We start from the raw sequence: 25,712 nt of genomic DNA on the forward strand, positions 1-25,712 counted from the left end.
CAAGAACAAGTTGTATTAATGCTGATGTCATTAAATTTATTGTTTTGCCGAAAACATCGTATTTTGCTTAAATAAAGAACAAAAAACGCTTAAAAACAATAGAAATGATTAATATCAGCCACTTGTTAACCTGTGCAACACATCTTTAATTGATACACTAACGCCACTTATCTACCAATACGGGGTTTTTCTTCATATGGTCATCGATTTCAAGCAAGACATTCTTGCGCCTGTTGCTTCAGACTTCGCTGCGATGGATCACTTGATTAATGAAGGAATTAGCTCAAAAGTTGGTTTAGTCATGTCTGTCAGCAAACACGTCGTTGAAGCTGGCGGAAAGCGTATGCGCCCAATCATGTGTTTGCTTGCAGCACGTGCTTGTGGCTTAGATAACATGGCAAATGCACAGCGTTTAGCTGCAATCATTGAAATGTTACATACCGCGACACTAGTCCATGATGATGTGGTAGATGAATCTGGGCTTCGTCGTGGTCGCCCTACAGCAAATGCGACATGGAACAATCAGACAGCTGTTTTAGTCGGAGACTTCTTGATTGCTCGTGCTTTCGATTTACTGGTCGATTTAAACAACATGACTTTATTGAAAGACTTTTCAACAGGGACATGTGAAATTGCTGAAGGTGAAGTATTACAACTTCAATCACAGCATCAACCAGATACAACTGAAGAAACTTATTTAAAAATTATTCATGGTAAAACGTCTCGCCTGTTTGAGCTGGCTACAGAAGGTGCTGCTATTTTGGCAGGGCAAGAAGCGTACCGTGAGCCATTAAGATTGTTTGCTGGTCATTTTGGTAATGCATTCCAAATTATTGATGATATTTTAGACTACACCTCTGATGCTGAAACATTAGGTAAAAATATTGGTGATGATTTAATGGAAGGTAAGCCAACTTTACCGTTAATTTCTGCATTAGCACGCTCAACAGGTGAAGAGCATGCGATTATTCGTCGCAGTATCGCAACCGGTGGAGTAGACCAACTATCTCAGGTCATCGAAATTGTACAGAAGTCTGGTGCTTTAGATTATTGCAACCAACGTGCTCAAGAAGAAACAGAAGCAGCACTGCAAGCTTTATCAAACCTACCCGATACACCGTATCGTCAGGCTTTGATTAACTTAACTCAGCTTGCGTTACATCGAATACAATAGATATTATTTTGCCTATGCATATAAATTTTTCAGATCTTTTTTTAAAAATAGAGAAGCAGCTTGAGGACCCTCGAGCTGTCATTGATGAAAATCTACTAATTGAACTCGTCAATGTCATCCGACCATCCAACCCACAAGATACGGATGAAATTAAGAAAAAAATACAGGCTTTTATTGAAAGTCTTTTGCGCACACCTACAGCGCCCTTCTTACTACAAACTTTTTTATTACGTTTAATTAATCGCTATAAGCAAGTTAGTTTATATGCCGATAGCGGAATCTTGTCTTTAGATGGTTTCTGGAACCAGCTTGGGCAAAGACTCGGAGCACATTTTTTACCGCTAATTGAAGACTCAAGCCAACTCAAAATATTAATTGGAAAAATTTTCTATCTAGAGAGTGACAAAATCTGGCTCAATAATATTGATGATGAAGATTGGGCAAATTTATTTGGCCTTATTGGGCAAAGCCAAAGTAATGTCGATGAGAAGTTAGTCATTCAAAGTGAAATGATTAAAGCCATTACAGTCCTATCCTATCGAATTAGTGGAATTGGTCTTTATCCTGAATTTATTAACGCTCAGCCAGAATTAACAGAATATGAGTCGCCATTTTTAGTTCAGAACCGTGAAATTATTGAGTTTATTGAAAAGTATAAAAAACAAGAAATTTCTGAACATGAAATTGCAGTTATTTCCCCGCCCGATGCATCACAAGCATTTGTTATGTTGGAACAGTGCCGAGATGTCGTTTTAAAGATTCGTCGTGCGACCAAACGAATTGGTGTCAGCTTAAGTTTGACTTACTTACTATCATTACTTGAGCAATGTCTTGATCGAATTGAGTTATTACTTTATCTGGTCGTAGATAACACTAAAGGGAAATATGTTTCTTTAGGACATCTGATTTCCGATTTAACCAAGGCACATTACAGCGAAAAAAGTGTTCGCTCATTACTCAGTACGACCAGTGAACTTATTGCTTTTCAGGTAACAGAAAATGCTAGCCGAACAGGTGAACATTACGTAAGTACGGATACCAAAGGCTTTTGGGGAATGTATAAAGCTGCCGCTGGTGCAGGTGTCATTATTGCCTTTATGGCATCTTTAAAAATTCTTGCTGCAAGAATGACAATGGCCCCGCTCATGCAAGCCTTTACGTTCAGTATGAATTATTCCCTAGGTTTCATTCTGATTCATGTTCTGCATTTTACAGTTGCGACCAAGCAACCCGCTATGACGGCGGCGGCTCTTGCTGCAACAGTGCAGCAACGTAAAGGCTCTAAAACGGCTCAAATTGCAGAGTTAGCGGCGCTTATTATTAATATTATCCGAACGCAATTTATTGCTATTTTGGGCAATATTTCAATTGCGATTCCTACTGCTGCACTCATCACTTTTGCTTGGCAGTTTTACCTTGATGAACCGTTATTAACCCATACTAAAGCAACTTATCTTCTACACAGTCTAAACCCCTTTACTTCATTAGCAGTTCCCCATGCAGCAATTGCTGGAGTATGTTTGTTTTTGTCAGGTCTCATTGCAGGATACTTTGACAACATGGCTGTTTACCGAAAAGTCGGCCCGCGTCTAAGAGCACATCGCCGTTTAGCTAGCTGGTTTGGGCAAGATCGCCTTAACCGTTTTGCTGAATATATTGAACGTAATTTAGGTGCGTTAGCCGGTAACTTCTTATTCGGTATTATGCTAGGAAGTATGGGGACCATAGGCTTTATCCTAGGTCTACCTTTAGATATTCGCCATATTGCCTTTGCATCCGCTAACTTTATTCAAGGTTTAATGACTATTAACGGCAGCCCAGATATCGGACTGATTATCGTGTCCTTTCTTGGTGTGCTATGCATTGGTCTCACTAACTTATTTGTGAGTTTCACCTTAACGATTATTGTGGCATTACGAGCGCGTCGAGTCCGCTTTGAACAATGGAAACCTTTAGCCAAATTGGTCATGACCCATTTTTTAACTCGTCCAAGCGATTTTTTCTGGCCACCGAAACAACCATTAGAACTTGAAGAAAACACCTCAACAAATAACGGGAAAAAAGCAGACCACTAAGAATTTTGCTTTGTACACAAAATGTGATTTTCGTCAATTTTGTTGTGATTGTTTTTCCAAATGTTAAAAAATTTTCAAAATGAATTTACGATGATCTATCAGGCTTGAAAAAAAGTGTACTGGCAAGTACACTTTTAACGGCTTTCAGTAGTAGACACTGCTTGAACGAGCAAAGGTATATACATGCCCTATTTATTGCTTTTTATTGGTTGTATTTTTTTAGGATTAGGTGTTCTTGGTCTTTTTGTACCAAGACTTCAATCTTTGGATCTTCTCACCGTTCAAATATTGAGTGAAAATCGATCAGATTATCTTAACTCTATTACGACCTTTCTAGCACGTGTAGGCGGTATGCCTTTTGTATGTTTTTTATCCTTATTGGTGTGTATATATCAAGCATGGTATAAAAAATATATTACTGTTATTTTCATTAGCGTGGGTGTTCTTGGCAGTATCATCACGGGTTGGCTGCTCAAGTGGTGTGTTGACCGTCCAAGACCTCCACAGGTATATCATATTGTCGAAAGTTATGGTGCATCGTTCCCAAGTGCACATAGTGTTTATGCATCAACACTGGCTTGTATGGCAATTATAATGTTATGCCATAAGCCCAACACTAACTCTCCTTATATCATTTTGATTTCCTGTCTTTGGTTTATCTGCATGGGGCTTTCAAGAATATATGCTGGAGTTCATTTTCCAACAGATGTACTCGCCGGTTGGGGCATAGGTTTTATTTGGATTGCACTGCTTTGGCTCTGGTTATTACAAACACAAAGTAGGTTAAGTAGAAAACAAATATATTTTTAGATTTTATCTAAACGAGGTGGAACAATGATGTCGGCTAAGCTTTGGGCTCCTGCCCTTACTGCTTGCGCATTAGCAACAAGTATCGCACTTGTTGGTTGTAGCAAAGGCTCCGATGAGAAACAGCAAGCTGCTGCTGCTCAGAAAATGCCGCCTGCAGAAGTAGGTGTTATTGTTGCTCAACCACAAAGTGTTGAACAAAGCGTTGAACTCTCCGGCCGTACTTCAGCATATCAAATTTCTGAAGTTCGCCCTCAAACAAGTGGTGTTATTTTAAAACGCTTGTTTGCTGAAGGAAGTTACGTTCGTGAAGGACAGGCTCTATATGAACTGGATTCTCGCACGAACCGTGCAACGCTTGAAAATGCAAAGGCTACCCTTTTACAACAACAGGCAAATCTAGCTTCACTACGTACTAAGTTAAACCGTTATAAGCAACTTGTTTCAAGTAACGCTGTATCTAAACAAGAGTATGACGACTTACTTGGTCAGGTTAATGTTGCCGAAGCACAAGTTTCTGCTGCAAAAGCTCAAGTAACGAATGCAAATGTTGATCTTGGCTACTCTACAATTCGCTCACCAATTTCTGGTCAGTCTGGACGTTCTTCTGTAACAGCAGGTGCTTTAGTGACTGCCAACCAAACTGATCCGTTAGTGACGATTCAACAGTTAGATCCAATCTATGTTGACATTAACCAGTCTAGTGCCGAGTTATTACGCTTACGTCAACAACTTAGCAAAGGCAGTTTAAACAATAGTAACAACACGAAAGTGAAATTGAAGCTCGAAGATGGTTCAACTTACCCAATCGAAGGACAACTTGCTTTCTCTGATGCTTCTGTAAATCAGGATACAGGAACGATTACTTTACGTGCCGTATTCTCAAACCCGAATCATCTGTTACTTCCAGGCATGTATACCACTGCACAGATTGTTCAAGGTGTAGTTCCTAATGCTTACCTGATTCCTCAAGCTGCAATTACACGTTTACCTACAGGTCAAGCTGTAGCAATGCTTGTTAATGCCAAAGGTGCTGTTGAGAGTCGTCCTGTTGAAACCTCTGGTGTTCAAGGACAAAACTGGATTGTGACTAACGGTCTTAAAGCTGGTGATAAAGTGATTGTTGACGGTGTTGCCAAAGTTAAAGAAGGGCAAGAAGTTTCAGCAAAACCTTACCAAGCTCAACCAGCGAATCCACAAGGTGCAGCTCCAAATGCGACAAAACCGGCTCAATCAGGTAAACCTCAAGCAGAACAGAAAGCATCTAATGCATAAGGGGTAGATTGAATGGCACAATTTTTTATTCATCGCCCCATTTTTGCGTGGGTGATTGCATTAGTCATTATGTTGGCAGGTATTCTCACGCTAACAAAAATGCCTATTGCACAGTATCCGACGATTGCACCACCGACAGTTACAATTGCTGCAACTTATCCTGGTGCATCTGCTGAGACTGTTGAAAACACTGTAACCCAGATCATTGAACAACAAATGAATGGTCTAGATGGTTTACGCTACATTTCATCTAACAGTGCTGGTAACGGTCAGGCCTCTATTCAATTAAACTTTGAACAAGGTATTGATCCAGATATTGCACAGGTTCAGGTTCAAAACAAATTGCAATCTGCAACTGCGCTTTTACCTGAAGATGTACAGCGTCAAGGTGTAACAGTAACTAAATCTGGTGCAAGCTTCTTGCAAGTTATTGCATTCTACTCACCAGATAACAGCCTTTCTGACTCGGACATTAAAGACTACGTAAACTCATCAATTAAAGAACCACTTAGCCGTGTTGCTGGTGTGGGTGAGGTACAGGTCTTTGGTGGTTCATACGCAATGCGTATTTGGCTTGATCCAGCTAAGTTAACCAGTTATCAACTAACTCCTAGTGATATTGCGACAGCTTTACAAGCGCAAAACTCACAAGTAGCAGTAGGTCAATTAGGTGGTGCACCAGCTGTACAAGGTCAAGTGCTTAATGCAACAGTGAATGCACAAAGTTTGCTGCAAACACCTGAACAGTTTAAAAATATCTTCTTAAAGAACACAGCATCTGGTGCTGAGGTTCGTTTAAAAGATGTTGCGCGTGTAGAGTTAGGTTCTGATAACTATCAGTTTGACTCGAAGTTTAACGGTAAACCTGCTGGTGGTCTTGCAATTAAAATTGCAACTGGTGCCAATGCACTTGATACCGCAGAAGCTGTTGAACATCGTTTATCTGAATTACGTAAGAACTATCCAACAGGTCTTGCAGATAAACTGGCTTATGACACGACTCCATTTATTCGTCTTTCAATTGAAAGTGTTGTACACACATTAATTGAAGCGGTAGTTTTGGTATTCATTGTCATGTTCTTGTTCTTACAGAACTGGCGTGCAACGATTATTCCAACACTTGCTGTACCTGTTGTTGTGTTAGGTACATTCGCTGTTATTAATATCTTTGGCTTCTCAATTAACACCTTAACCATGTTCGCCATGGTATTGGCAATTGGTCTTCTGGTCGATGACGCCATCGTTGTGGTCGAAAACGTCGAACGTGTGATGAGTGAAGAGCATACCGATCCGGTCACGGCGACCTCACGATCAATGCAACAGATTTCTGGTGCGTTAATTGGTATCACAAGCGTATTAACAGCGGTATTCGTACCAATGGCATTCTTTGGTGGTACAACTGGTGTAATTTACCGTCAGTTCTCGATTACCCTTGTAACAGCAATGGTTCTATCGTTAATTGTAGCGTTAACATTTACACCGGCACTTTGTGCAACCATTTTAAAACAGCATGATCCAAACAAAGCACCAAGTAATAATATTTTTGCTCGTTTCTTTAGAGGCTTTAACAATGGTTTTGACCGCATGTCGCATAGCTACCAAAATGGTGTTAACCGCATGCTTAAGGGCAAAATCTTCTCTGGCGTGCTTTACGCTGTAGTTATTGCTTTATTAGTGTTCTTGTTCCAAAAACTCCCATCTTCATTCTTACCGGAAGAAGATCAGGGTGTAGTAATGACACTTGTTCAATTACCGCCAAATGCAACGCTTGACCGTACAGGTAAAGTGATTGACACCATGACAAACTTCTTCATGAATGAAAAAGATACAGTGGAATCGATTTTCACCGTTTCGGGCTTCTCATTCACAGGTGTTGGTCAAAATGCTGGTATTGGCTTCGTTAAATTGAAAGACTGGAGTGAACGTACTTCACCAGAAACTCAAATTGGCGCATTGATTCAGCGAGGTATGGCATTGAACATGATCGTTAAAGACGCATCTTACATCATGCCTTTACAGCTTCCAGCAATGCCTGAACTCGGTGTAACAGCCGGATTCAACTTGCAACTTAAAGATTCAAGTGGTCAAGGCCATGAGAAACTTATTGCTGCACGTAATACGATCTTAGGTTTGGCTGCACAAGATAAACGCCTTGTGGGTGTTCGCCCTAATGGTCAAGAAGATACACCTCAGTATCAAATTAATGTAGACCAAGCTCAAGCTGGTGCCATGGGTGTGAGTATTGCCGAAATTAACAATACGATGCGTATTGCATGGGGTGGCTCATACATTAACGACTTCGTTGACCGTGGCCGCGTGAAAAAAGTTTATGTTCAAGGTGATGCGGGTAGCCGTATGATGCCTGAAGACTTAAACAAGTGGTATGTACGTAATAACAAAGGCGAAATGGTACCGTTCTCTGCATTTGCTACTGGCGAATGGACATATGGTTCTCCACGTCTTGAACGTTATAACGGCGTGTCATCGGTTAACATTCAAGGTACACCTGCACCTGGCGTGAGCTCTGGTGACTCGATGAAAGCAATGGAAGAAATTATTGCTAAGTTACCATCTATGGGCTTACAAGGTTTCGACTATGAATGGACAGGTTTATCACTTGAAGAACGTGAGTCTGGTGCTCAAGCTCCATTCTTATATGCGCTTTCATTGTTAATCGTTTTCCTTTGCTTGGCTGCATTGTATGAAAGCTGGTCTATTCCGTTCTCGGTTTTACTTGTGGTACCACTCGGTATTATTGGTGCAATCGTATTAACTTACTTGGGTATGATTATTAAAGGAGATCCAAATCTCTCAAATAACATTTACTTCCAGGTAGCGATGATCGCGGTAATCGGTCTTTCTGCAAAAAATGCGATCTTGATTGTTGAGTTCGCAAAAGAGCTGCAGGAAAAAGGTGAAGACCTGATTGAAGCAACTTTACATGCTGCAAAAATGCGTTTACGTCCAATCATCATGACTACCCTTGCCTTCGGTTTCGGTGTACTTCCGCTTGCCCTTTCAACAGGCGCAGGTGCAGGAAGTCAGCACTCTGTTGGTTACGGTGTACTCGGTGGCGTACTCAGTGCAACGTTCTTAGGTATCTTCTTTATCCCTGTATTCTATGTGTGGATTCGTAGTATCTTTAAGTACAAACCAAAAACCATAAACACTCAGGAGCATAAATCGTGATGCAAAACGTATGGTCTATTTCAGGTCGTAGCATTGCGGTATCTGCACTTGCGCTTGCTTTGGCAGCTTGTCAAAGCATGCGCGGCCCAGAACCAGTCGTGAAAACCGATATTCCACAAAGCTATGCATATAGCGCTTCTGGTACGTCTATTGCTGAACAGGGTTACAAACAGTTCTTTGCTGACCCTCGTTTGCTCGGAGTGATTGATTTGGCACTTGCCAACAACCGCGACTTACGTACAGCAACGCTCAATATCGAACGTGCTCAACAGCAATATCGAATTACACAGAACAATCAGCTTCCAACAATCGGAGCAAGTGGTAGTGCAATTCGTCAGGTTTCTCAAAGCCGTGATCCGAATAACCCCTACTCTACTTATCAAGTAGGTCTGGGTGTAACTGCCTATGAGCTTGATTTTTGGGGCCGCGTACGTAGCTTAAAAGATGCTGCGTTAGATAGTTATCTTTCAACGCAAAGCGCACGTGATTCGACTCAAATCAGTCTAATCAGTCAAGTGGCTCAAGCATGGTTGAACTATTCTTTCGCAACCGCGAATTTAAGACTTGCAGAGCAAACACTTAAAGCACAGCAAGACTCTTACAATCTCAACAAAAAACGTTTTGATGTGGGTATCGATAGTGAAGTTCCACTACGTCAGGCACAGATTTCTGTAGAAACTGCGCGTAATGATGTAGCGAACTACAAAACACAGATTGCTCAAGCACAAAACTTGTTGAACTTGTTAGTTGGCCAATCAGTTCCACAAAACTTGTTGCCAACCCAACCTGTAAAACGCATTACTCAACAAAATGTATTTACAGCGGGTTTACCAAGCGACTTACTTAACAACCGTCCAGATGTAAAAGCTGCTGAATATAACTTAAGCGCTGCTGGTGCGAATATCGGTGCTGCAAAAGCACGTTTATTCCCAACCATTAGCTTAACGGGTTCTGCAGGTTATGCATCAACTGACTTAAGTGATCTATTTAAGTCTGGTGGTTTTGTATGGTCAATTGGACCAAGCTTAGACTTACCAATCTTTGACTGGGGCACTCGTCGTGCCAATGTGAAAATTTCTGAAACTGATCAGAAAATTGCATTGTCTGATTATGAAAAATCAGTTCAGTCTGCGTTCCGCGAAGTTAATGACGCGCTTGCAACTCGTGCCAACATTGGTGAGCGTTTAACAGCTCAACAACGTCTAGTAGAAGCAACTAACCGCAACTACACACTTTCAAATGCCCGCTTCCGTGCCGGTATTGATAGTTACTTGACGGTTCTTGATGCACAGCGCTCATCTTATTCAGCAGAACAAGGTTTGTTATTGCTTCAACAAGCAAACTTAAACAACCAAATCGAGTTATACAAAACTCTAGGTGGTGGTTTAAAAGCAAATACTTCAGATACAGTGGTTAATCAACCATCTAGTGCTGAACTTAAAAAGCAATAAGTTTTAAATAACTTATTCATAAAAGCTCACTTCGGTGGGCTTTTTTATTGCAACTCATCTGAATATTTTTTATCTTGAAACCTTAAGAATTTAGATTGATAAAAAACAATGTTATTAAGTAATTTAGAAAGTGTTCCAGGCCACCAGATTGTAAAGCAGCTGGATGTTGTTTACGGAAGTACCGTTCGTAGTAAGCATGTTGGCCGTGACTTGATGGCAAGTTTAAAAAATATCGTGGGTGGCGAACTGACGGGTTATACCGAATTATTAGAAGAATCTCGCCAAGAAGCCATGCAGCGTATGATTGTAAAAGCCCAACAGCTTGGTGCGAATGCAATTGTGGGTATTCGCTTTTCAACTTCCAATATTGCACAAGGTGCTTCTGAGTTATTTGTGTATGGCACAGCAGTGGTTGTGCAGCCTCAAGCACCTCATCTACCCGATCCATTTAATGCATAGGTAGAAAATGGATAATCTTATTTTTCAGCTTGTTATTTTTCTCATTCTTTTCAGTATTGGTTGGGCTTTTGGCCGCCATATTGAACGAAAACATTTGAATGAACTTCTAGAAAAAGAGCAACAATTTGCCCATATCAGAATTGATACCAATCGTTTTGCAACAAGTGATCAACTAGGCCACTTTATTAGCAGTAATGTTGTGATTTCTCATGATTACTTTAAATATGTATTGGCATCTATAAAAAATGTTTTAGGTGGAAGACTAACCAGTTATGAAAGTATTGTTGAACGCGCTCGCCGAGAGGCAATTGTACGTTTAAAACAACAAGCTCAAAGTGTCGGTGCTACTCATATTATGGGAGTTCGGTTGAGTACAACCGAACTTGGTATGCAAGGCGGAATGGTCGAAGTTTTTGCTTATGGAACAGCAGTTAAAGATTAATACTGCCCAACCTCAGAAAAATGAATGCGCGGATTGCCAATATTTTTAGTTAGGTGTTGGCAAATTCGGGTAATTTTCCATTGGTCTTGTTGTTTTGCCAAAGTAAAATAATAACGACCAAAAGAATGAAAATAATCATTTTCTGAAAAACGATAAATTTGATAATTACATTCTAGCCATGCTTGATCTTGTTCAATCCGAATCAGAGGATTGCTCAAATTGTGCTGTAGTCGCAAATGGGATAAGGCTTGCTGCCGAGAGCCTTTATATTCATGACACGACACGACACATAAAGGTTCTCCTCTAAATTGGAAATAGTCCACCTCAAGTTGATCTGCCAATAACTCATCAAAAGCATCCCAATTTTTCTGATCAAAGACCAATTGAAAACGCGTGACGACTTCTAAAATACGGTGATAATCCTGATCCATGGTGAACCTTCTATGCGGGTTTTTCACCAATTTAGCACGGCAAAATCACTTTTTTATTTTACTTTTGTTTTCCGAATCATTTTATAAAGAAGTTTTGGTGACATCCGAGAAACCATCACCCCTAGTTTTTCTTTGGCCCCACCCACAACAATATATTCTTGCCCCTGTACTAAAGCTTTTACAGCTTGCTCTGCAAAAACATCTGCCTCTAAACCATTTTCAATTGCTTCATCTTGATGGCCTTGAGGTTCCCCTGCACCATTGAGTGCATTAAAAGAAACATTAGTTTTTACGAAACCAGGGAAAATAACCGAAACTTCGACACCTTGATCTGAAACCTCAGCACGTAAACTATTTGCCCACATGTGAATTGCCGCTTTAGCAGCCGAGTAGCTTGCACGGTACTGTGTACCTAATAAGCCCGCTACACTCGACACAAATACAACTCTGCCAGACTTCTGTTTTAGCATAGTTGGTAGGACGGTTTTGGTGAGTGCAACTTGTGAGAAATAATCGACTTCCATAATGGCCCGTTCAGTTGCCATAGTCGTGTCTTTAATTAAAGCACGTTGACTCAAACCTGCATTATTGATGAGCCAATCAATACGACCTTTCGCCTTTAAAATCTGCTTGTAAGCCTCTTGAACCTGCTTTTCATCAGTAATATCTGCGACCACAGACAAATGATGATCGGGATTTAATAAGCCAACCCGAACCTCTTCTAATTCTTCAAAACGACGCGAAGTCAAAATCAGCTTTGCGCCTTGTAAAGCCAATTCCCCTGCTAAGGCCTTACCCAAACCAGAAGATGCGCCCGTAATCCATACCACTTTATTTTGCAAAGTATCAATTTTGGCCATGTGATGTTCCTATTACCTTTTTAAATTATGCTGCTTGGTGCATGAAGGCCAAAAAGTGGTTGATATAATGAGTTGCTGTGGTCTGATCGACCTGTGTCCCTAACTTTTCCAAACGTTTATAGCCCAAATGCGTCGTCATGTTGATGACTCCGTTAAGAGTTTTATCGACAACCAAATTAAATTTTAAACGCTTTTTAGGTTCACGTACTAGGCTTGTTACGCCTAAATCCACAATTTGTATGAGCGTTTCAAATGCAGCCGTAATGCTTTGCATATTACCGTCACGAATTTGCTGGGTAAGAGTTTCGGCTTGTTGCACGAGTTGAAGCGTGACCGGATAGGTAATATAAACTTGCTGCCCTTGCTCTTTCATGAGAGATGTCATGTAGTCAACTAAGGGTAAGAGACGTTCATTTCCAAAGAATGAAACCGACCACGGCATGTATTTTCGAAAAGTCTCTAAAACTTGCTGAATAACTTTTTCAGACTCAGCCTGTTGTTTTGGAGACATGCTTGCATTTCCTGACTGTAAAAGCACAGAAAAAACCTGCTCAATAATTTCACAAGAAAGGTCAGACAATACATCCCCCAAAACTTTTGCCTGACTTTGGCTTACCCCATCATGCAGTTTTTGCCGAATAGCCTCGAATTGGGTATAAGTCGAATCGGAAATTTTCAAAAAAACTTCATAACTCATCAGCAGTATCCTTTTTCAATTCTTTTGTAATTTTTGTGCCGTGTCGCCACACGATTAAATTGTGATCCATCTTTCATAAATCTACCGTTTTTTGAAAAAAATACAAAACCGTTTATCTGTTTTCAGCACATTAATTTCGAGGCATTTTTTTGCTACAATAGATGCAATTTTTTATGCATATTCGATCTAAGCTACTATGACTGACGCTCAAACCGCTCAAAATATTGCAACCACATACGATCCAACCGAGATCGAAAAGAAGTGGTACAAAACGTGGGAAGAACAAGGTTACTTCAAACCTTCTGGTCACGGTGAATCATTCTGTATCATGATTCCGCCACCAAACGTCACTGGTAGTTTGCACATGGGCCATGGTTTTAACAATGCCATTATGGATGCCCTCACCCGTTATAACCGCATGATGGGTAAAAACACTTTGTGGCAACCAGGTACAGACCATGCTGGTATTGCCACTCAAATGGTTGTTGAGCGTCAACTTGGCTTACAAGGTGTAACTCGTCACGACTTAGGCCGTGAAAAGTTCATTGAAAAAGTTTGGGAATGGAAAGAACAATCTGGCGGCACAATCACTAAACAAATTCGTCGCTTAGGTTCTTCGGTAGACTGGTCACGTGAACGCTTCACGATGGACGAAGGTTTATCAAACGCAGTTAAAGAAGTATTCGTTCGTTTGCACGAAGACGGTTTAATTTACCGTGGTAAGCGCCTAGTAAACTGGGACCCTAAACTTCAAACAGCACTTTCTGACCTTGAAGTAGAAAGCAAAGAAGAAAAAGGCTCACTTTGGCACTTTAAATATTTCTTTGAAGACAAATCAGTTAAAACTCAAGACGGCAAAGACTATTTAGTCGTTGCAACAACTCGTCCTGAAACTTTACTTGGTGATACTGCTGTTGCTGTTCACCCTGAAGATGAGCGTTATGCACACCTTGTTGGTAAAAACATTGTATTGCCAATTACAGGTCGTTTAATTCCAATCGTTGCCGACGACTACGTTGAAAAAGACTTCGGTACTGGCTGTGTAAAAATTACCCCTGCACACGACTTCAATGACTATGACCTAGGTAAACGCAATAGCTTGCCTATCATTAATATCTTCAACAAAAATGCCGAAGTTTTAGGTGAGTTTGAATATATTGCAAAAGCTGGCGAACAAATTTCTAAAACGATTACTGCACCTGCGGAATACGCTGGTTTAGAGCGTTTCGAAGCACGTAAAAAATTAGTTGCTCAAGCTGAAGCTGAAGGCTGGTTAGATCAAATCCAACCGTATGACTTAAAAGCTCCACGTGGCGACCGTTCAGGCGTGATCATTGAGCCGTTACTGACTGACCAATGGTACGTAAAAATTGCTCCGCTTGCTGAACCTGCAATTGAAGCAGTTCAAGATGGCCGTATTAAGTTTGTTCCAGAGCAGTACAGCAACATGTACATGGCGTGGATGCGTGAAATTCAAGACTGGTGTATTTCACGTCAGCTTTGGTGGGGTCACCGTATTCCGGCTTGGTACGATGCGAATGGCAACATCTATGTGGGCCGTAATGAAGAAGAAGTACGCGCGAAAAATAACATCGCGGCTGATGTTGAACTTAAACAAGACGAAGACGTACTTGATACATGGTTCTCATCTGCACTTTGGACATTCTCAACTTTAGGTTGGACTGGCGACGCACAAAAAGATGCAGCAAATGATTTCTTAAAAACTTTCCACCCAACAGATGTGTTGGTGACTGGTTTTGACATCATTTTCTTCTGGGTTGCCCGTATGATCATGATGACCCTACACTTCATGAAAAATGAAGATGGTTCATCGCAAGTTCCATTTAAGACTGTTTACGTTCACGGCTTGGTACGTGATGGTGAAGGTCAAAAAATGTCGAAGTCTAAAGGTAATGTACTTGACCCATTAGACTTGATTGACGGTATTGATTTAGAAAGCTTAGTTGCAAAACGTACGACTGGCCTCATGAACCCGAAAGATGCAGCGAAGATTGAAAAATCAACGCGTAAAGAGTTCCCAGAAGGTATTAATGCTTACGGTACTGACGCAGTTCGTTTCACGTTCTGTGCACTTGCAAACACTGGTCGTGACATCAAGTTCGACTTAAAACGTGTTGAAGGCTACCGTAACTTCTGTAACAAAATCTGGAACGCGACTCGTTTCGTTCTGATGAATGTTGAAGGTCAAACTGTTGGTCAACAAGCTCGCCCTGATCTTTGGGAGCTTCCAGAACAATGGATTATCAGCCGTCTGCAAAAAGCAGAAGCTGCTGTACACCAAGCATTTGCAACATATCGTTTAGACCTTGCTGCTCAAGCAATTTACGACTTTATCTGGAATGAATACTGTGACTGGTACGTTGAGTTAACTAAACCAGTTCTGAATGATGCAGAAGTTTCTGAAGAGCGTAAAGCTGAAGTACGCCGTGTATTGCTTGCAGTAATGGAAGCATCATTACGTTTGGCTCATCCGCTTATGCCGTATTTGACAGAAGAAATCTGGCAAACGCTTGCACCAATGCTTGGTCAAGGTGGTCCAACGATTATGACTGCTCAATACCCGATTCCTGAGCAAGCAAAAATCAATGAACAAGCTGAAGCAGATATGCAATGGCTTCAAGGCTTGATTGGTGCCGTACGTAACATTCGTGGTGAGTTAGGCTTAGGTAATGCGCGCTTGTTGCCAGTATTACTTCAAAACACTTCTGACGCTGAACGTGAACAAATTATTCGTATTGAAGCATTGTTCAAAGCATTGGCTAAAGTTGAAAGCATTGAGTTCTTGAATAAAGACCAAGAGCCACCTTTGTCTTGCTCTAGTGTTGTAAGCCATGCATCGGTATTTGTACCAATGAAAGGCTTAATTGACCCTAAAGCTGAGCTTGCTCGTTTGCAAAAAGACTTGGATAAAATCCAAAAGCAACACGACCAAATCGCTGGCAAACTTGCAAATGAAGGCTTTGTTGCAAAAGCACCAGCAGCAGTTGTTGAGGGTGAAAAAGCGAAGCTTGCTGAGTTTACTGCTCAGTTAGAGAAAGTTAAAGCGAATATGGAGCAGATTGCTGCGCTTTAAGATGTTGTTAATTTAATCTAATTTGTGTATAAAGGGCTGATTATTCAGCCCTTTATACATTGATATGAAATATATAAATACAATCCTACTTAAAAATATAAAAATACCGTTAAATGGTAGGAACCTTGTTCTTACAGGTAAAAATGGCGTAGGTAAAACGTATTTTTTAACTAAACTTTATGAACAACTACAATTTGAGTTCAGAGATAAATATATATCTACAGATGATCAGTTTCATTCTTCTAAAATATACGACACAGTAAATATTTTTTATAATGAATTTATAGCCTACTCAGACATACTTGAAATAAATAGTAAATATGTAAATTCAATTTCAAGCTTAGCAAGCGAAAAAAATAAAAAAAATAGCAATAAAATTAAAGAATTAAAAGAATTACAACATATATATAACGAGCATTTAAAAATTTTCCTTCAGGAAGTAAATATATTTACTAATAGCAATGATTCCAACTTTAAAAACAAATCTAAAAATTATTACTCCACAAAACCTGAACATCTTATTAGATCAAATGATTTATTAAAAAAAGCTTTAGATGAACTTACATCCTTTCAGAAATTCTTTAAAATAAACTTTAATGAAAGAGAAACCAATAATAGTACTATTTTTAGTTTTTTCGATGTAAATAGTAGATTGCAAGTTCCAGAAAAATATATACATATGGGAAACATGTATGATGTGAAGGACCTTACTTACTATTTAGAGGAACTAAAATTAAATTTTGACTCAGATATTGAAGGAGCATTAGAAAGATATCTCTTGGAAAAACGAGAAGAACTACGAAATAGTGAGGACAATATTTGCGAGGAAATCTATAAGATATTTAGTGATATAGAAAATGACTTAAAACTAATTTTTGATGATGAAACTACAGTACTTTCATTTGATGACTTCAATAATCGCGTTTTAATAATTCAAAAAAATGAAAATATCTCTTTTGGATTTGATGAGCTACCTTCTGGTTTTAAATCAATTTTTAAAATATACTCTAATCTTTTAATTAAATCTAAATTAATAAAAACAAGAAAAAACAAACTGAATGGAATTGTCTTAATTGATGAAATAGACTCCCATCTACATATTTCACTTCAGCAAAAAGTCTTACCTTTCTTCACAAAGGCATTTCCTAATCTTCAATTTATAGTTAGTACACATTCACCTTTTGTAATCACTTCTACAAATGATAACACTGTAGTCTTTGACCTTTCTAATAATGAGTTTTTCGAAGATAATTTAAGTCACTATTCGCATGAATCTATAATAAAAGAACTCTTTCATGTAAAGGAAGAAAATGAAAATATTAAAATACTATCAGATCAGCTTTTACAATTCATTGAATCAAGAAACTTAACTCAAGACCTAAATGCAATTCAAGAATTATTAAATGAAATTAATAAAGATTTTGAAAAGCTATCAGTAGAACTACAACTCCAGTATATGATTGCTAAAAATAAACTTACCAAATTAAAACATGAGGCAAAATAATTCATGTTTTCAGTTATTAGACCTGATACTTTTCCTAAAAGCTTAACAAAATCTACTAAAGACTACCGTGCTACTGATGTTGTTGAAGTACTTCAAGATATATTTTTTTCTAAATGTTATCTATGCGAAAGAAAAGGATTCTCTGACGTAAATATTGAGCACCGTGATCCACACGAAGGCGACCTTATTAAAAAATATGATTGGAATAATCTTTTCTACGCATGTGTTCGATGTAATGGTATTAAAGCCAATATATATAAGAATATTATAGATTGTTGCCAGACTTTAGATGTAGCTCAAGCTATTGAGTTACACTGCCCAATAGTCAATAACGATGACCATAAAGTAATTGTAACAGTTGGTAATTTAGCAAGTACTATCGAAATTGAATCTACAATTAAACTTCTTGACCAATGTTTTAATGATACGAATACAGCTTTAAAAGGTATAAGTAGGCACACTTTAATAAAGCAGATACAGAAATATCAAACTAAACTCTTAATTATTAAGGATGAGCTTTTGGATGATTCATTGATACTAACTTCTTCTGAAAAAAATCTGAGAATAGAAAAGTTAAAGGTTATGTGTGACCCTGAATTCCCTTTCTCTGCATTTTGGAAATGGTATATCACTCGTGATGTCGATTTATCAAAAATTGTTGGAAATGTTTTTTGATTGGCTCTACCCCTCTCCACTCAGGAGAGGGTTTACAAAACCCCATGCCCCAACAGCATCTTCACCCCACTCACCTTTTTCATATGCTTTAAACGCTCCTTTTCCCACTTTAACTGCTGCTTTAATTCAACACAGTCTGCATCTACAGCTTTATAAACATCACTAATGTGTACATGCTCTGCTTTTACATTCTTGGCTAACTGAAAAGAATCCAAAATCTCAGCAATTTGGCTTTCAAGCTGCTGACTTTGTGCATCTAAAGCCAGTTTATAAAACCTCAATTGCTCGGCAGATAGTTCTTTAGCACCTAGCCCCTTATTCTGTTCAAGCTGTAACTGGAGTTTAAGTAAATAAAACAAATCTTGCTTTTCGTAGGCCAGACTTGCTTGTTGGAACAACTCAGTTTTTTCTTCTTTTTTGGTTTCATCTTGCTCACGGTCTGGGTGAATCATCGCGGCAATTTTTAAATAAACTGTTTTGAGTGACTGAGCTGCCATTTGCTCGGCTTGTTCACGTTTTTGTCGTTGTCTTTGCTGTTTGGCTTGCTCCCGCGCTTGTTGTTGCTCGGCAGAATACTGTTCAAAGTCTTCTTCAAATTCTGAGCCTTGCTCAGCACTTTCATCATATTCAAATTTTATTGACTGAGCTTTTTTACCGAATCCCCCGCATGTTGCTGATAAAAGGTATCGATCTGCTTTACCAGCTCCAACTGTTCAGTAGACAGCATTTTAGAGCACTTCAACATTTGTGCTAGCTGAGCAATTTTTTCGTCTAGTTGTTGCATGTCTGCTTTGGAAAACTCATGGCTATGTAACATATTCCAAAGTTGCTCTAGCTGTTGAAATAGCACTATATGTAAATCGTTATACACAGACATCAGTTTTTGCCGAATGTGCTGTTGAATCTCAGCTTGTGCATTTTGCCATGTGCTCAGACTAACTTTTTGCTGTTCTATTTTATCAATCAGGCGGTTCAGTCTTTTCTGCTGTGCAGATGGCTCAGACCTTTGCTGCAAGCTCACTTTGAGATCAAAGGACATACTCATCCACCTGTAAAAGAAAAAAGTGTAGCAATAATCAAATGAGGAAGGTAGCAAAGCATTCTTTAAATACGAGTCAATCTAAAGATTTATATCTTAAGAAATCCACCAAATCACTAGTGGCAAAGTCACGGCAGCACATAAGGTTTGAAAGCTAATTACAGCTGCCATGAGCTGACTATCTCCACCCAAAACTTTGGTTAAAATGTATGAAGCAGAAGCCGTCGGCAACGCAAAGAAAATAACTAGAATTTGAGTTTGTAAGCTTGGCAAACCAAACCACATGCAGACCGCGTAAGCCAAAGCAGGTACTGCTAAAAGTCGAGCAAACGTGTCTGCTGCCAATACCACAATATCTTTTTTAATTTGCATAAACTGCAAAGCTGCGCCAACACATAACAAACCTAATGGCAGACTCGACACTGAAAAAAGCTTAATAAACTGACTAAAGCCTTCCCAAATCGGGATGTGAAGCGCATTGACTGCTGCCCCAACCACACACGATGCAATTAAAGGATTTTTAAGGAGTGCAATCAAAACAGTTTTAATTGCCATGTGTTCTTTAGAAGTTAAAGCAAGCACCGAAATAACGTTCACAAGCGGAATGCAGAGCGCCAATAAAATCGCCAGTATTGCCATTCCTTCATTTTTAAAAAGAGAAGTCACTAAAGCTAAACCAATATAGGTATTAAAGCGAACCATACTTTGTACATGCACACCAAAACGTGCGGGTGGTATGTGCCAAAACATTCGGAGTATGTATAAAAAGGCAGTCACTGCAAGAACCACAATCAACATCGCAATGATGGCTGTACTCAAGCTTTGTAAATCAATTTTTGTGGTCGATAGCGTACTAAAAAGCAAAGCTGGAAATAAAATATAGTAATTAAGCTTCTCTGCCCCAGCCCAAAACTCATCACTAAAAAATCGATATTTTTTAAATAAGTATCCCGATACAATTAATGCAACTAAAGGAAAAAGAGATAAAACAATACTATTCATTTCTTTACTCGAGTTTTGTTTGGGCTTGCTGTTTTTAGCAATGACCTTGGCTTACTCATATATTAAAGATAATGAAAACTCATGATAAAATGAGTTTTTACTCATAACAAATACAACATGACATTTACCCAACTTGAAATTTTTGCACTCATTGCTGAACTAAAAAGCTTTACTGCTACAGCAGAAAAGCTGGGAATTTCACAGTCGGCTGTTTCCCATGCGCTTAAATCATTAGAACAACAATGGGGCATTAACCTGATTTCAAGATCCCAAAGTGATATTGAGCTGACTACGACAGGTCAGCAGTTATTAACCCATGTAAAAGAGTTATTGAGTATTTCCGATACATTAGAAAAAGAAGTGGCTGCCATCCATGGTTTAAACGAAGGAACATTACGTATTGGTTCTTTTGGGGCTTCATCGTCTATTTATCTATTGCCTGAAATTTTAGAAAGCTTTCGGCAACGCTACCCTAAAATCGAGATTTATATTGATGAAGGTGAAGATAAAGAAGTTGCCCAGTGGTTATTAGAACGGCGTATTGAAGTTGGTTTTTTAATTATGCCAGATGAGCGATTCGATACATTCCCTTTAATTGAAGATCGTTTTGTGGCCCTAATTCCGAATAGTTACTCGCTTGCGCAGCAGCTCTATATTGATCCAGCACAACTAGAAAACTGCCCTTTTATTATGACAATGGCAGGTAGTCGTCATCAGGTCGAATTAATTTTAAAAAACTTTAATGTGAAACCAGACATCAAATTTTATGTTTCACAAATTCTAAGTATCGTAAGCATGGTCCATAACCAGTTAGGGATTTCGATTGTCTCTGATATGGTGCTCACCAAAGAGTTACTCTCACTTTATCCCCACGTGGTTAAACGCCCTTTTAAACCGAACCTTAAACGTTCTATTGGTCTCGCGGTCAAAAATAAAAAGCACATGAGTCCCGCTGCGAAAGCTTTTATTGAAGTCGCACAATCGGTTTGGTCAGATCATTAATAAAAATGGGTGACTCTTTTTAAACCTTGATAACGAACTCTTTCAGGTCGATTTATAAGTGCATTAGATGATTTGTAACGTAAAAAGCGCCAAAACTGCCCCTCTTTAACCAAATCAACGCACCATTTATCGCCAAAAACTACTTATTTAATCCAAATTGGTGCGCTTATTGCATATTCACTTTTATGCAATTGAGTTTGTTTCGACAAACTTAGGTTTTTAGATTCCTTAAATCTATTTTGGTGCAATTTACAGACCCAGATTTGTTCCAAAATGGAATTTAGCACTTTTTTCGAGCATGCTATGCAAAATGTAGATCTATTTTTCTTATTACTTGGTGCTGTTTTGGTTCTTGCCATGCACGCAGGTTTTGCATTCTTGGAACTTGGTACGGTTCGCCATAAAAATCAGGTGAACGCACTTAGTAAAATTCTGACTGACTTTGCCCTTTCTGCAATCGCATATTTCTTTGTTGGCTACTACATCTCTTATGGCCAGCACTTCTTCCATGATGGTACGGTTTTATCAAGTGATCATGGCTATAACCTTATGCGTTGCTTCTTTTTACTCACTTTTGCTGCGGCAATTCCTGCCATTATTTCAGGTGGTATTGCTGAACGCGCAAAAATGCGTTCACAAGCAATTGCCACACTCGCTTTAGTTGCGCTGGTATATCCATTTTTCGAAGGTATGGTCTGGAATGGTAACTACGGTCTGCAAAAGTGGTTAGAAACAACCTTTGGCGCAGCTTTTCACGACTTTGCGGGTTCAGTCGTAGTTCATGCCATGGGCGGTTGGATTGCACTTGCTGCTGTCATTTTATTAGGGGCGCGTTCTGGTCGTTATAAGAAAGATGGTCGTGTAAGTGCTCATCCCCCTTCTTCTATTCCATTTTTGGCGCTTGGTTCATGGATTTTGATTGTAGGCTGGTTTGGCTTTAACGTCATGAGTGCTCAGCGTGTTGATGCTATTTCTGGCTTAGTTGCCATTAACTCACTTATGGCAATGATTGGGGGTACAATTACAGCAAATGCGATTGGGAAAAATGACCCAGGCTTCTTACACAACGGTCCACTTGCTGGTTTAGTGGCAATCTGTGCAGGCTCTGACATTGTTCATCCAATCAGTGCACTTGTTATTGGTGGTGCAGCGGGTGCCATGTTTGTGTATCTATTCACCTATACTCAAAACAAACTTAAAGTTGATGATGTGTTAGGTGTGTGGCCTTTACACGGCGTATGCGGCGCATTCGGTGGTATCGCAGTAGGTTTATTTGGTCAACAGTGGCTTGGTGGCTTAGGCGGCGTATCTTTTGCTTCACAACTCATCGGAACAGCGCTCGCGATCGCTATAGCGCTTGCTGGCGGCTTTATTGTTTACGGTTTACTTAAAGCAACTATTGGCATTCGTTTATCTCAAGAAGATGAGTTTAGAGGTGCAGATTTATCTATTCATAAAATTTCTGCAAACTCTGAAGAAGGTATGTTCTAATTCTGTGTAGGCACGGCAGAGTATTTTCCTCTATAATAGCAAATAATATCAGTCAATTACGTTACTTTTGTTTCGGCATGAGTAGCGTCTAAAGCTACGCAAGACCAAAACCATTTCCATTCACAAAACCTGTTCCCTATTTATTACTATCCAAATAATTTGCAAAAACTTTAAACTTCTTATGCTCAACAGGTTGTGAATGGATACATCCATTCATCATTTTGGTCACGAAATTAAATTTAGTTTAAGAGCAATTTAAGTTTTATTTTATGTAATGCCTTTACTCACAATCTAATTGATGTTGCATGGCATGAATCAACAAAAACAATTTTTCCAGATTAATATCATTCTTCTGTTTTTCAGTTTTTTTCTGCTTTTAATCATTTTTCCAGTGGGTGGGAAAATTGATATGTACCTCATCCAACCTTGGATCGATTCAACGGGTCATTTTTTCAATCGAGACAATTGGTATCTGGAAAGACTTAATCATGAGATTGTAAAGCAGATCATTACTGGCATTTATGTCATCTTTTTGGGTCTATGGCTTGCATCATTTAAAGTTGAGAAATTAAAGCTTTATCGCTGGCAATATGGTTATATGTTTTTTGTGAGCATGGTTGGCAGCGCACTGGTTGGCTTATTAAAATCACAATCAGCTCATGCCTGCCCTTGGAATATGGTTCATCCGACTGCTTTAAGTTATGTATGGGATTTTACTGCTAAGCATGGGCATTGTTTTCCGGGCGGCCATGCAAGCGCTGGCTTTATTTTAATGACAGGTTATTTTGTTTATCGTCTTGAACAACCCAAACGTGCCTATTTTTATCTCATTTCAGGCATTTTATTAGGCTTTATGATGGGATGGGCACAAATGATGCGTGGAGCACATTTCTTGAGTCATAATTTATGGACTGGTTGGGTCATTTGGGCCGTAAATATCTTATTTTATACCGTTTGTATTCATCGCTTTGAGTTTGAAAAACGAATCAAACAAGAACTTGTCTAACTCAAGTCCTTGTTTCGTGAACATGTAAAATCTTTGGAAGTTTAACCAAAACCGAAAGTCCACCAAGCTCTAAACTTCTGTCTAGTGTCAAAGTCCCACCTAAACGTTGAGTTGCTCGGTCAACAATGGATAGACCTAAACCACTCCCCACTTCAAGATGATGATGTACACGATAAAAACGTTTTAGAACTTTATCATAATGTTCTGGGTCGATCCCCGCGCCGCTATCTTCAATTTGTATACACGCATCGCCATCTGTAGCAGTGAAAACAGAAATATTAATCATCCCTTCATGAGGCGTGTATTTGATTGCGTTATCAATTAAGTTAAAAATAATTGAATGAACTGTTGGTTCGACACTATGCATTTCAATTGGTTCATTACGAACAAACCCTAAATCGATTTCTTTTTGCATAGCCAGATTAACAAGCTGTTCAACACAATTTAAAGCGACATCATTAAGCTGAAAAGCCCTCGTCGGTTCAATCACACTTAAAGATACATCCTGCTTAGCTAGCGCTAAAAGCTGTGTCACCAAGTGCTGAATACGCGCTAATCCTTTACTCAAATTTTGCAGCGATTCCTGCTCAGGAAATTGACTAATTAAAATTTTAGTTTGTAAATTTAAAGCAGTCACAGGGGTTCGAAGTTCATGGGCTGCATCTGCAATGAACTGTTTCTGCTCATTTTGTGCCTTAGAAATGCGCTCAAAAAGTCGATTCATTTCATCAATTGTGGGTAACAATTCTTGAGGATAATCTACAACTTCAATAGGTGTCAGTTCTTCTGAATCACGATGAGTCAGTTCATTTTTAAAGTCATCGATGGGCTTCAGCCCACGACGAATAATTGCAGCTAAAGCAAAAATCGCAAATGGTAAGATAATCAAATATGGAATGAACATGCTACCTGCAAGTTCCCAAGCAAAAGCCTCACGAACCTTTTCTTGCTGGCTAATCTGAATCTGGTAATCCTTTAACGGTAAAACATAGGTACGGATTAAGCCGTTACTGGTTTTATGTGAGTAAAAGCCAGCTTGTGCAACAGGTGGAACCAATAAATGGAGATGGTGTGATAAATGGGCTTGATCTTTATAAGCCCAAATATCTACAAATAGATCTTCTTCATGATAAGTTTTATGAAAATCAAACTCACTGCTTACCGTTTTCAATGGATATTCAGCTGTTCGTTCAGCTAAATAACGCATTTGGGTATCTAAAATTTCATCAACTTCTTGCAGTGCAACTTTATACGCACTAAAAATTAATATACAACCTAAGATGACACTGAAAATTGAGGTGCCCCAAATCAGTCGTTTTTTTAATGAATAATGCACTGTTATGAAGTTCCAAAATTAAGTTACGATTGCCCTAAACGGTAACCCAATCCTCGAATCGTTCGGATAAAGTCTTTCCCGAGTTTAGCTCTCAGGTGATGTACATATACTTCAATCGTATTACTGGTCACATCACTATCGAAATCATATAACTTATCTTCAAGATTTGCTTTAGAAAAGATTTTATTTGGGTGACTCATTAAAGGAATCAGAATTGCCCATTCACGATTAGACAAATCAATACGCTGTCCTTTAAACGTTGCAATATGTTGCTCAACATTTAAAACCAGATCACCACTTTGTAATAGTTGCTCATGATTCGCAAGCTGAGCCTCTACGCCACTACGGCGTAATAGCGCATGAATACGGGCAAGTAACTCATCAAACTCGTATGGTTTGATCAAGTAATCATCTGCACCATGATTTAAGCCATCAACACGGTTTTGTAACTGATCTCGCGCTGAAATAATTAAGACGGGAGTTGCTGCTCTTTGGCGAATTTGCTTTAAGACCTGCATGCCATCCATCATAGGTAGCCCTAAGTCCAAAAGAATTAAATCGAATTTATTTTTAGCCAACTGAGCCAGACCGTCTAAGCCATTATTGACCCACTCCACTTCAAATTGATGATATTGCAGCAACGTTATTGTTGACTCTGCAATCATAAAATCATCTTCAATCATCAAGATTTTTGTCATGTTCT

The 25,712-nt window shown here is 39.1% G+C and carries 20 protein-coding genes and 2 pseudogenes; 14 read left to right on the forward strand and 8 right to left on the reverse strand.

The annotated features are described in order from the left end of the window. The first annotated feature begins 196 nt into the window (after window positions 1–196). The 8 genes from sdsA (at window position 197) to HMPREF0013_RS21315 (ending at window position 10,872) form a co-directional block, all read left to right on the forward strand. Window positions 197–1,174: an All-trans-nonaprenyl-diphosphate synthase gene (gene sdsA, locus HMPREF0013_RS21280; protein ID WP_002116233.1), complete on the forward strand. Its 978-nt coding sequence runs from the start codon at window positions 197–199 to the stop codon at window positions 1,172–1,174. A gap of 14 nt (window positions 1,175–1,188) precedes the next feature. Continuing rightward, complete coding sequence (locus HMPREF0013_RS21285; RefSeq protein ID WP_002116069.1) at window positions 1,189–3,249, forward strand: site-specific recombinase; 2,061 nt, start codon at window positions 1,189–1,191, stop codon at window positions 3,247–3,249. A 183-nt stretch (window positions 3,250–3,432) separates the two neighbouring features. Continuing rightward, window positions 3,433–4,059 carry a phosphatase PAP2 family protein gene (locus tag HMPREF0013_RS21290; protein WP_002116177.1) on the forward strand — a complete coding sequence of 209 codons (627 nt, stop codon included), beginning with the start codon at window positions 3,433–3,435 and terminating at the stop codon, window positions 4,057–4,059. A 24-nt stretch (window positions 4,060–4,083) separates the two neighbouring features. Next, on the forward strand, window positions 4,084–5,331 hold the full coding sequence (gene adeI / locus HMPREF0013_RS21295; RefSeq protein ID WP_002116482.1) for a multidrug efflux RND transporter periplasmic adaptor subunit AdeI: 1,248 nt from the start codon (window positions 4,084–4,086) through the stop codon (window positions 5,329–5,331). Between the two features lie 12 nt (window positions 5,332–5,343). Beyond that, on the forward strand, window positions 5,344–8,520 hold the full coding sequence (adeJ, locus tag HMPREF0013_RS21300) for a multidrug efflux RND transporter permease subunit AdeJ (protein ID WP_002116419.1): 3,177 nt from the start codon (window positions 5,344–5,346) through the stop codon (window positions 8,518–8,520). Beyond that, window positions 8,520–9,971, forward strand: coding sequence for a multidrug efflux RND transporter outer membrane channel subunit AdeK (adeK, locus tag HMPREF0013_RS21305; protein ID WP_002116015.1), 1,452 nt, complete (start codon window positions 8,520–8,522; stop codon window positions 9,969–9,971). The genes adeJ and adeK overlap by 1 nt, the downstream gene beginning before the upstream one ends. A gap of 108 nt (window positions 9,972–10,079) precedes the next feature. Further along, complete coding sequence (locus HMPREF0013_RS21310; protein ID WP_002116377.1) at window positions 10,080–10,430, forward strand: YbjQ family protein; 351 nt, start codon at window positions 10,080–10,082, stop codon at window positions 10,428–10,430. A gap of 7 nt (window positions 10,431–10,437) precedes the next feature. After that, the gene (locus HMPREF0013_RS21315; RefSeq protein WP_002116525.1) at window positions 10,438–10,872 is read left to right on the forward strand and encodes a YbjQ family protein; all 435 of its coding nucleotides are present in this window, start codon (window positions 10,438–10,440) and stop codon (window positions 10,870–10,872) included. Here HMPREF0013_RS21315 and HMPREF0013_RS21320 read toward each other — a convergent pair. Genes HMPREF0013_RS21320 through HMPREF0013_RS21330 form a run of 3 tightly spaced genes read right to left on the reverse strand, consistent with a single transcriptional unit; the run spans window position 10,869 to window position 12,860 of the window. Further along, complete coding sequence (locus HMPREF0013_RS21320; RefSeq protein WP_002116099.1) at window positions 10,869–11,303, reverse strand: nuclear transport factor 2 family protein; 435 nt, start codon at window positions 11,301–11,303, stop codon at window positions 10,869–10,871. The genes HMPREF0013_RS21315 and HMPREF0013_RS21320 overlap by 4 nt on opposite strands. 53 nt (window positions 11,304–11,356) lie before the next feature. Continuing rightward, the gene (locus HMPREF0013_RS21325) at window positions 11,357–12,163 is read right to left on the reverse strand and encodes an SDR family NAD(P)-dependent oxidoreductase (RefSeq protein WP_002116246.1); all 807 of its coding nucleotides are present in this window, start codon (window positions 12,161–12,163) and stop codon (window positions 11,357–11,359) included. A 25-nt stretch (window positions 12,164–12,188) separates the two neighbouring features. Further along, window positions 12,189–12,860, reverse strand: coding sequence for a hypothetical protein (locus HMPREF0013_RS21330; protein WP_002116504.1), 672 nt, complete (start codon window positions 12,858–12,860; stop codon window positions 12,189–12,191). A 196-nt stretch (window positions 12,861–13,056) separates the two neighbouring features. Between HMPREF0013_RS21330 and HMPREF0013_RS21335 the strand changes: the two genes are divergently transcribed. The 3 genes from HMPREF0013_RS21335 (at window position 13,057) to HMPREF0013_RS21345 (ending at window position 18,133) form a co-directional block, all read left to right on the forward strand. Further along, on the forward strand, window positions 13,057–15,954 hold the full coding sequence (locus HMPREF0013_RS21335) for a valine--tRNA ligase (RefSeq protein ID WP_002116441.1): 2,898 nt from the start codon (window positions 13,057–13,059) through the stop codon (window positions 15,952–15,954). Window positions 15,955–16,018: 64 nt separating this feature from the next. Then, window positions 16,019–17,458, forward strand: coding sequence for an AAA family ATPase (locus HMPREF0013_RS21340; protein WP_005804661.1), 1,440 nt, complete (start codon window positions 16,019–16,021; stop codon window positions 17,456–17,458). Between the two features lie 3 nt (window positions 17,459–17,461). Next, the gene (locus tag HMPREF0013_RS21345; RefSeq protein WP_002116346.1) at window positions 17,462–18,133 is read left to right on the forward strand and encodes a hypothetical protein; all 672 of its coding nucleotides are present in this window, start codon (window positions 17,462–17,464) and stop codon (window positions 18,131–18,133) included. A 32-nt stretch (window positions 18,134–18,165) separates the two neighbouring features. On the opposite strand, the pseudogene HMPREF0013_RS21350 reads toward HMPREF0013_RS21345, so the two are convergent. After that, window positions 18,166–19,172: pseudogene (locus HMPREF0013_RS21350) on the reverse strand (molecular chaperone DnaJ). 96 nt (window positions 19,173–19,268) lie between these two features. After that, window positions 19,269–20,174, reverse strand: coding sequence for an AEC family transporter (locus HMPREF0013_RS21355; protein WP_002116189.1), 906 nt, complete (start codon window positions 20,172–20,174; stop codon window positions 19,269–19,271). 117 nt (window positions 20,175–20,291) lie between these two features. On the opposite strand from HMPREF0013_RS21355, the gene HMPREF0013_RS21360 reads away from it, so the two are divergent. Next, window positions 20,292–21,176 (forward strand): LysR family transcriptional regulator, encoded by an 885-nt coding sequence (locus HMPREF0013_RS21360; protein ID WP_002116103.1) that lies wholly within the window; start codon window positions 20,292–20,294, stop codon window positions 21,174–21,176. A gap of 303 nt (window positions 21,177–21,479) precedes the next feature. After that, the gene (locus HMPREF0013_RS21365) at window positions 21,480–22,667 is read left to right on the forward strand and encodes an ammonium transporter (RefSeq protein WP_002116320.1); all 1,188 of its coding nucleotides are present in this window, start codon (window positions 21,480–21,482) and stop codon (window positions 22,665–22,667) included. A 139-nt stretch (window positions 22,668–22,806) separates the two neighbouring features. Here HMPREF0013_RS21365 and HMPREF0013_RS25030 read toward each other — a convergent pair. Then, a pseudogene (locus HMPREF0013_RS25030) lies at window positions 22,807–22,896 on the reverse strand (hypothetical protein); the annotation flags it as partial. Between the two features lie 69 nt (window positions 22,897–22,965). Between HMPREF0013_RS25030 and HMPREF0013_RS21370 the strand changes: the two are divergent. Further along, window positions 22,966–23,673, forward strand: coding sequence for a phosphatase PAP2 family protein (locus HMPREF0013_RS21370; RefSeq protein WP_002116051.1), 708 nt, complete (start codon window positions 22,966–22,968; stop codon window positions 23,671–23,673). A gap of 1 nt (window position 23,674) precedes the next feature. Here HMPREF0013_RS21370 and HMPREF0013_RS21375 read toward each other — a convergent pair whose 3' ends face one another. Together HMPREF0013_RS21375 and HMPREF0013_RS21380 are read right to left on the reverse strand one after the other, a co-directional pair. Next, window positions 23,675–25,009 carry a two-component system sensor histidine kinase PmrB gene (locus HMPREF0013_RS21375; RefSeq protein ID WP_002116013.1) on the reverse strand — a complete coding sequence of 445 codons (1,335 nt, stop codon included), beginning with the start codon at window positions 25,007–25,009 and terminating at the stop codon, window positions 23,675–23,677. Between the two features lie 23 nt (window positions 25,010–25,032). Then, a complete protein-coding gene (locus HMPREF0013_RS21380) occupies window positions 25,033–25,707 on the reverse strand; it encodes a DNA-binding response regulator PmrA (protein ID WP_002116411.1) in 675 nt (224 codons plus the stop codon). Window positions 25,708–25,712: the final 5 nt, after the last annotated feature.

Source organism: Acinetobacter sp. SH024 (assembly GCF_000163635.1).
Lineage (GTDB): Bacteria > Pseudomonadota > Gammaproteobacteria > Pseudomonadales > Moraxellaceae > Acinetobacter > Acinetobacter pittii.